Below are 7,970 nucleotides of genomic sequence, written 5' to 3'. Positions count from 1 at the left end.
GGCTCGGCATCACCCCCGATTCGCTGGAAGCGATCGCCCCGCAATATCTCTGGCGCTTCCGCCCGCAGGGCCAGTTCCAGCGCATGGGTGTGTGAGTTGGTACACCTCTTCCCGCTTGCGGGAGAGGTCGCCGCGGAGCGGCGGGTGAGGGCTCTGTCCTCTTGGGGAAATCTTTTTGAGGAGACACCCTCTCCCCAACCCTCCCCCGCAAGCGGGGGAGGGAGCGCACCGATCACGCGGCAAACACGAGCTTAAAACTTCAGCTTCTTGAACACCGCTTCCGGCAGCGCCTTGATGATGAGCATCACGAGGCGCCAGACGCCGCTGACATAGACGACGTCGGACTTCTTCTCGACGGCGCGGAGGATTGCTTCGCCGACGACAGGCGCTTCGACCGTGAGCGGGCCGATCAGCTTCATGCTTTCAGTCATTTTGGTCCGGACGAAGCCAGGCTTCACCGTGACGACATGCACGCCGCCGCGGCTGGCGCGGGCGCGCAAGCCCGACAGAAAGGCGGAGAAGCCCGCCTTCGCCGAGCCGTAGACATAGTTCGAGGCGCGGCCGCGATCGCCGGCGACCGACGAGACGCCGACAATGGTGCCGTTGCCGCGGCTCAAGAACTTTTCCGCGAACAGGCCAAGGATCAGCGACGGTCCCTCATAATTGGACCGCATGATGGTGGTGGCCTGGGCGAGGTCGCTCTCGGCCTTTTGCTGCACACCCAGCAATCCGACGATCGAGATCACGACGTCAGGCAAGACGGGAAGACCGGCGACAAAGCCGTCAAAAGATGCGGTGTCGAGCACATCGAAGACCTGCGTGCTCGCTTCGATATCGTAGCGCGCGCGCAGATCGGCGGCGTCAGGCTCGAGCGCTGTGGCGTCGCGGCCTGCGAGCGCGACATCGTAGCCGGCCTTGGCAAAGGCGCGCGCGGCGGCGCGGCCGATATCGGAGGAGCCACCGAGCACCAGAACTGACTTGCGTGACGTCACGGCTTAAACCTCATCGAACAGGCGTTGTGACAATTTCGAGCGGATCGCCCCAGCGGGATCGAGCGACTTGCGGATCGCCTTGAAGCGCTGCAACGCCGGATAGCCGGCCTCGAACGTCGCGCGCGACTGGCGCGCGTCTTTTGCGAGGTAGAGCCGGCCGCCAGCGGCGACGACAAGGCGGTCGATCTCGTCGAGGAAAGTCAGGATGTCGCCTTTCACCGGGAAATCCAGCGCCAGCGTGTAGCCGGGCAGCGGAAACGACAGCAGCCCGTCGCCATGGCCAAGCTTCTTCAGCACCGCGAGGAACGACGCATCGCCTCGCCTTGCGACGCGATCGAGGATGTCGCCGAGCACCTCGCGCGCGGCAGCTTCGGGAATCACGCATTGATGCTGGAGGAAGCCGCGCCGTCCGTAGATGCGATTCCAGCCGCCGAGACTGTCGAGCGGGAAGAAATACGGATAGAGCGAGACCACATGATCGCCACCGGCGCGCCGCGCGCCCATGCGGTAATAGAGCTCGTTGAAGGCCCTGATGCTGTAGCGATTGAGCGTGACCGACGGCAGGTCGAGTGGCACCGCGAGCCCGGGAGCCTTGCCGACGGGAAAGACCGCGGCGCCTTCGGCCAGCTCGTCCCGGCCGGCATGCTCCCCCAGATAGATCAAGGAGCGGCCAAGGTTGCGCCCGCGCGCCACGCAATCGATCCACGCCACCGAATAGGTCGCGGAATCGCCGGCCTCGAGCGCGCGCATGGCAGCATCGAGATCGGACGCGGAGATCACCCGCTCCCGAATCCAGCCGGTTACGACCGGGCGAAGCCGCATTGTCGCTTCGAGGATCACGCCGGTGAGGCCCATGCCGCCGAGTGTTGCGAAGAAGGCTTCGGAATTCTGCTCGCGCGAGGCTTCGATGGTCTCGCCGGAACCGGTGCGCAGCAGGATGCTGTCGACGTAACGGCCGAAACCGCCCTCGCAATGATGGTTCTTGCCATGCACGTCGGCCGCGATCGCGCCGCCGACCGAGACGAAGCGCGTGCCCGGCACCACTGATGGCAGGAAGCCGCGTGGGCCAAAGGTGTCGATCAGGTCGCACAGCAGCACGCCGGCCTCAACGCGAATGCGGCCGGTCGCGGGATCGAACGACCTGATACGGTCGAACGCTGTCATTCCGATGGTCCTGACAGCGCCGATCGCGGCATCGCCATAGGCGCGGCCATTGCCTCGGGCGACCGAGCCGGACACATCAGCGACGGCCTCGCTGACGGCCTCGAACGACCGCGGCCGCAGCATTTCGCTATCGACGACCGGGAAGCGCCCCCAGCCGCTGACGAGGGTCATCGCACAGCTCCGCCCGCGGGCCATCCCGCTTTCGGAGACTGCCTAGCGGTTAAAAGCTGATATTGCGTTGAAGATGTAGCCCGGATGGAGCCAAAAGTTAACGCCCCAGCGCCAGCGCGATCAGGCCGAGCGTGCCGACGATGACGCGCCACCAGGCGAACACCACGAAGCCGTGGCGAGTGACGTATTCGAGGAACGACTTCACCACGATGATGGCGGTGATGAACGACACCACGAAACCGATCGCGACGATGCCCATATGGTCCATCGTCATCTCGGAGCGGTTCTTGTAGAAATCGTAGGCGAAGGCGCCGATCATGGTGGGGATGGCGAGGAAGAAAGAGAACTCCGCCGCAGCCCGCTTGTCGGCGCCAAGTAACATCGCCGCGACGATGCTGGCGCCGGAGCGCGACACGCCCGGGATCATCGCGACGCACTGCGCGATGCCGATATAGAGATACATCAGCAGCGGAAATTTGGTGGCGTCATGCTCGCGCGGCTTGAGATCGAGCCTGTCGACCCAGAGCAGGATGGCGCCGCCGACGATCAGCGTGAAGCACACGACCCAGGGATTGAACAGCAAGCTCTTGATGTATTTGCCGGCGACGAGGCCGACGACGACGGCGGGCAGGAACGCCACCAGCACGCCGATCACGAAACGTCGCGCATAGGCATCGCCCGTGAACATGCCGATTGCGACGTCCCACAGCTTCTTGAAATAGAGTCCGACGATCGCGAGGATCGCGCCCAGCTGGATCAGAACCGTAAACGAATCCCAGAATGCACCCTCGCCGAGGCCGAAGAAGCGCTCGGCCAACAGCAGATGGCCGGTCGAGGACACGGGAAGGAACTCGGTTACACCCTCGATGATGCCCAGGATCACTGCCCGTATTGCATCTGACATATTTACGGTCCATTTCCACTGGAAAAGCGGGGCTCTTCTCGCCTATTCGCCCCTCGCTCGCAATCGCAAAATGCGCTATCGCGCCTTTGCCTCGCTGATTTGAAGAACTAGTGTGGCACCGCACAAACATTGATGGATTCTTAAGCACCATCAAATAGTCAAAGGCTGCATGTTTACGCTGTTCCATCATCCGTTCTGCCCGCATTCGCGCTTCATCCGCCTGATCGCGGGCGAATACGGGCTCGAATTGAAGCTCACGGAGGAGCGCAGCTGGGAACGGCGCGAGGCATTTCTGCTGCTCAACGCGGCCGGCACGACGCCTGTGATGGTGGACGACGAGCAGCCGCCGATCCCGGGCGCGGCGATCATCGCGGAGTATCTCGACGAGGCCTATGGCGCCGAGATGGGACCCAAGCGCCTGATGCCGGAGACGATCGCCGAGCGCGTCGAGGTGCGCCGGCTGATGGCCTGGTTCAACGAAAAGTTCTTCGAGGAAGTGTCGCACCCGCTGGTCACCGAGCGCATCTACAAGCGCTTCATGAGCGAAGAGCACGGCGGCGGGCCGCCCTCAGCCGATATCATGCGCGCTGCCAAGGCAAACGTGCGCTATCATCTCGCCTATATCGGCTGGCTGGCGCAGACGCGTAACTTCCTCGCCGGCGACCGGCTCACTTACGCGGATCTCGCCGCCGCGGCGCATCTCTCGGCGATCGACTATCTGGGCGACGTGCCATGGAGCGAGGACGACGCAGCAAAGGCGTGGTACGCGCGGGTGAAATCCCGCCCGTCGTTCCGCCCGCTGCTGAGCGAATGGCTGGCCGGCGTGCCGGCGTCGCGAACCTATGTGGACCTGGATTTCTGAGCCTTGACCCGACTGAACTGAAGGCTCAGCTGGCACGCGAAGCGCGCGCGCTCGGCTTCGACTGCATCGGCATCACAGAGCCAGGCACGATCGAAAGCGCTGGACGACACTTTCTCGAATTCATCGCCACGGGCGGACACGGCGACATGGACTGGCTTGCGAGAGAGCCGGAGCGGCGCGTCGATCCGCGCGGGCTGTGGAGCGACGTGCGCAGCGTCATCATGCTCGGCGTCAATTACGGCCCCGACCAGGATCCGCTCGCGATCCTGAAGCAGCGCACGCGCGCGGCGATCTCGGTCTATGCGCAGGGCGACGATTATCACGACCTCATCAAGAAACGGCTGAAAGCGCTGGCGCGCTGGCTGGTCGCGACCGCCCCGAGCGAGGTGAAAGTGTTCGTCGACACCGCGGCGGTGATGGAGAAGCCGTTAGCGCAGGCCGCGCATCTCGGCTGGCAGGGCAAGCACACCAATCTGGTTTCGCGCGAATTCGGTTCATGGCTGTTTCTCGGCGCGATCTACACCACGCTCGAACTGCCGCGCGAGTCCGCCGAGATCGACCATTGCGGCTCGTGCCGGGCCTGTCTCGACATCTGCCCGACCGCGGCTTTTCCGGCGCCCTACAAGCTCGATGCGCGGCGCTGCATCTCGTATCTGACCATCGAGAACAAGGGACCTATCCCGCAGGAGTTTCGCAAGGCCATCGGCAACCGCATCTATGGCTGCGACGATTGCCTGGCGGCGTGCCCCTGGAACAAGTTTGCGCAAGAAGGCCGCGAGGCAAAACTCGCGGCGCGCGATGAGCTGCGCGCGCCCGGACTTGCGGAGCTCGCGCGCTTGGATGACGCCGCGTTTCGCGCGCTGTTCACGAGATCGCCGGTGAAGCGAATCGGCCGCGACCGGTTCTTGCGCAATGTGCTCATCGCAATTGGCAATTCCGGCGACGTTGCGTTGGCGGACGAGGCGCGGCGATTGCTTGACGATGCGAACCCTCTGGTGCGTGGCGCTGCGGTGTGGGCGTTGCGGCAGCTGCTGGAGAGGGATGAGTTTGAGGCGATGCAAGCCGATGCGCTGAACAAGGAGTCGGACCAGAGCCTGCGTGAGGAGTGGCAAGCCGCTTCCTAACCCACCACCGTCATTCCCCGCGAAGGCGGGGAATCCAGTACGCCGCGGCTTCTCGGCTCTATCACAACCGCCTCGGAGCACTGGATCGCCCGATCAAGTCGGGCGATGACGCCGTTGTTGTGGCGACGGTGTGCGCGCCTCACCACCCTTGATTTCCCCACCGCTTCCTTCAATCTCGCGCGCCATGACAAACATCCCTTTCTTCACCCGCGAGGGCGACACATTCCATCCGACGGAAGTGGCGAGCGGCCCCTGGGATCCGAAATCGCTGCACGGACGCGTCATCGTCGGCCTGCTCGGCTTTGCCATTGAGGAGCGCCATTCCGGTCCTGACTTCGTGCCGGCGCGATTGACCGTCGACATGTTTCGACTGCCGACCATCGACAAGCCGATCAACGTGACAACATCGCTGGTGCGTGACGGAATGCGCATCCGTGTGGTTGAGGCGGAATTCTTCTCCGGCGGCGTCAGCATGGCGCGCGCCTCGTGCCAGATGTTGCGGCGGACGCAGAACCCTGACGGCAATGTCTGGTCGCCGCCGAACTGGGACGTGCCGAAGCCATCAGACATTCCAAAGCCCACCGATCCCAGGCTCGGCATGAACGGCAAATGGACGACGCGGCCGATCGTCGGACACATGGGTTCGCTCGGACCGCGCCGGCTCTGGATGAGCGAGGTGCGTGAGCTCGTGGCCGGCGTGCCGATGACGCCGTTCGTGCATGTCGCTGTGGGCGCCGATTTCGCCAGTCCGTTTGCCAATGCCGGCGACAAGGGGCTCGGCTACATCAACAGCGACGTGACGATCTATCTGCACCGCCTGCCGGTGACGAACTGGATTGGCTTCGAGGTGGTAAACCATCACGCCACCGATGGCGTCGCGATCGGCGAATGCTGGCTCTATGACGAGCAGGGCCCGATCGGCACCGCGACGGTGGCAGCGCTGGCGCAGCGCAAGCCGATGGCGAAGGTGGAGAAGCGATAGTTTCGTCGTCATGCCCCGCGAAGGCGGGGCATCCAGTACGCCGCGGCTTATCGTTCAACCAAAACCATCTCGGCGTACTGGATCGCCCGATCAAGTCGGGCGATGACACCGAGTGCTTGGCAACGCCTCACCCGATCTCCGCCACCGCGGCAAGAATGCGCGCGATGTCTTGCGGCCGGGACAGGCGGTGGTCGCCGTCCTGGATCAGGGTGAGCACGACGTCGTCGGCCGGCAGGCGATGCGTCAGCGCAAACGCGTGCTGCCACGGCACGTCAGGGTCCTGGGCGCCTTGCAGGATGCGCACCGGACAGCCGAGATCGATGGCGCCGCCGAGCACGAGATGGTTGCGCCCCTCCTCGATCAGCTTGCGTGTGATCGGATAGGGCGTGCCGTCGCCATATTCGGATGGCCTGAGCCAAAAGCCCTTGGTCTCGATCTCCTGCTTCACCCCGGGCGAAAAATTCTTCCACATCAGCTCTTCCGTGAAGTCGGGCGCCGGTGCGATCAGCACGAGACCCGCGAGCGAGGCTTTGGCTTGCTGTGTCTCCTGCCGCCTCTTGATCTCGCGCGCGAGCAGCAGCGCCATCCAGCCGCCCATGGAGGAGCCGATCAGGATTTGCGGGCCGGTGCAGAAGCGCTCGAACACGGCGATGCTGTCCTCGAGCCAGCTGCCGATGGTTCCATCGGCGAAATCGCCGCTGGATTCGCCGTGGCCGGAATAGTCGAACCTGACGGCGGCGCGGCCATGCTCGCCGGCCCAGCCATCCAGCGCTACCGCCTTGCCGCCCTGCATGTCCGATTTGAAACCGCCGAGCCAGACGACGCCGGGCCCATGACCAGATCCTCGCCCGGCGCGATGGCGAACCGCGATCCGGCGCGCCGACGAACCCTTTCCAACATCGATGAAGTCGAGCACGGCATCGGGAATTGCTGAGGTCATGGAACGTTTACTCTTGTTGTGGGGTTTGAGGTCCCAAAGCGTATTCCGCCAGGCGACCCTATCTCGCCATTGTCCCTTTGGGACGCTTGCGGAACAGAGGCAAGGTGTCTATGTCGAGCACAGTGCCGATGGGCGTGGCCAAAATGCCTCGCATTTGAGGGTTTCTCGCTTCCGGCACGGGCGACTTGCTTGCCGGCATCAGTATCTTCCTTCAAAATAGCCGCTTCCTTTCACAACTTTGGAGAACCACCCATTCGCCGTCCCAATAGAGCCCCGGCCCCAGCCAGCAAAGACGGGCCGCGCATCAATGATGATATTCGCAACGCGCAGATCCAGCTGATCGACCAGAACGGTGACAACAAGGGCACCGTCGAGACGATGATGGCCGTCAAGATGGCCCAGGAAGCTGGCATGGATCTCGTCGAGATTTCGCCGAATACCAGCCCTCCCGTCTGCAAGATCATGGACTACGGGAAGTACAAGTATTCCGCCCAGAAGAAAGCCGCCGAAGCCCGCAAGCGGCAGAAGACCGTCGAGATCAAGGAGATCAAGCTCCGCCCGATGATCGACGACCACGATTACGACGTGAAGATGCGCGCGATGCTGCGGTTCTTCGAAGAGGGCGACAAGGTCAAGATCACCCTGCGCTATCGTGGCCGCGAAATGGCGCACCAGGAGATCGGCACCAAGCTTTTGGACAAGATCAAGACCGACGTCGCCGAGCTCGCCAAGGTCGAGCAGGACGCCCGGTTCGAGGGCCGTCAGGTCGTCATGGTGCTGGCGCCGCGCTGAGATCGGCACGCTAGAGCCGAAGTTTCAACGGCCCGTCCG

8 protein-coding genes are annotated in these 7,970 nt (G+C 63.6%); 4 read left to right on the top strand and 4 right to left on the bottom strand.

The features are described 5' to 3' along the window. Positions 1 to 251 precede the first annotated feature (251 nt). The 3 genes from HYH07_RS17875 to HYH07_RS17865 form a co-directional block, all read right to left on the bottom strand. On the bottom strand, positions 252 to 992 hold the full coding sequence (locus HYH07_RS17875) for an SDR family oxidoreductase (RefSeq protein WP_220003709.1): 741 nt from the start codon (positions 990 to 992) through the stop codon (positions 252 to 254). A gap of 3 nt (positions 993 to 995) precedes the next feature. Further along, complete coding sequence (locus HYH07_RS17870; RefSeq protein WP_220003708.1) at positions 996 to 2,327, bottom strand: FAD-binding oxidoreductase; 1,332 nt, start codon at positions 2,325 to 2,327, stop codon at positions 996 to 998. Positions 2,328 to 2,424: 97 nt separating this feature from the next. Continuing rightward, entirely contained in the window at positions 2,425 to 3,231 is an 807-nt protein-coding gene (locus HYH07_RS17865) for an undecaprenyl-diphosphate phosphatase (RefSeq protein ID WP_220003707.1), read from the bottom strand. Between the two features lie 169 nt (positions 3,232 to 3,400). Between HYH07_RS17865 and HYH07_RS17860 the strand changes: the two genes are divergently transcribed. From HYH07_RS17860 to HYH07_RS17850, 3 genes are all read left to right on the top strand, one after another. Continuing rightward, positions 3,401 to 4,093, top strand: a complete 693-nt coding sequence (locus HYH07_RS17860; protein ID WP_220003706.1) for a glutathione S-transferase family protein — start codon at positions 3,401 to 3,403, stop codon at positions 4,091 to 4,093. Further along, positions 4,042 to 5,217 (top strand): tRNA epoxyqueuosine(34) reductase QueG, encoded by a 1,176-nt coding sequence (gene queG / locus HYH07_RS17855; protein WP_220003705.1) that lies wholly within the window; start codon positions 4,042 to 4,044, stop codon positions 5,215 to 5,217. Before HYH07_RS17860 ends, queG begins: the two co-directional genes overlap by 52 nt. 184 nt (positions 5,218 to 5,401) lie before the next feature. Further along, entirely contained in the window at positions 5,402 to 6,199 is a 798-nt protein-coding gene (locus HYH07_RS17850) for an acyl-CoA thioesterase domain-containing protein (RefSeq protein WP_220003704.1), read from the top strand. 127 nt (positions 6,200 to 6,326) lie between these two features. Here HYH07_RS17850 and HYH07_RS17845 read toward each other — a convergent pair whose 3' ends face one another. After that, positions 6,327 to 7,139: a carboxylesterase gene (locus HYH07_RS17845; protein WP_220003703.1), complete on the bottom strand. Its 813-nt coding sequence runs from the start codon at positions 7,137 to 7,139 to the stop codon at positions 6,327 to 6,329. Between the two features lie 252 nt (positions 7,140 to 7,391). Between HYH07_RS17845 and infC the strand changes: the two genes are divergently transcribed. Further along, positions 7,392 to 7,931, top strand: a complete 540-nt coding sequence (gene infC, locus HYH07_RS17840) for a translation initiation factor IF-3 (RefSeq protein WP_083514473.1) — start codon at positions 7,392 to 7,394, stop codon at positions 7,929 to 7,931. Positions 7,932 to 7,970: the final 39 nt, after the last annotated feature.

It is taken from the genome of Bradyrhizobium sp. BR 10261, assembly GCF_019455395.1.
Classification (GTDB): Bacteria; Pseudomonadota; Alphaproteobacteria; order Rhizobiales; family Xanthobacteraceae; genus Bradyrhizobium; species Bradyrhizobium manausense.
The sequence above is the reverse complement of the archived record's forward strand: the minus strand, read 5'-3'. Positions and strand labels throughout refer to the sequence as shown.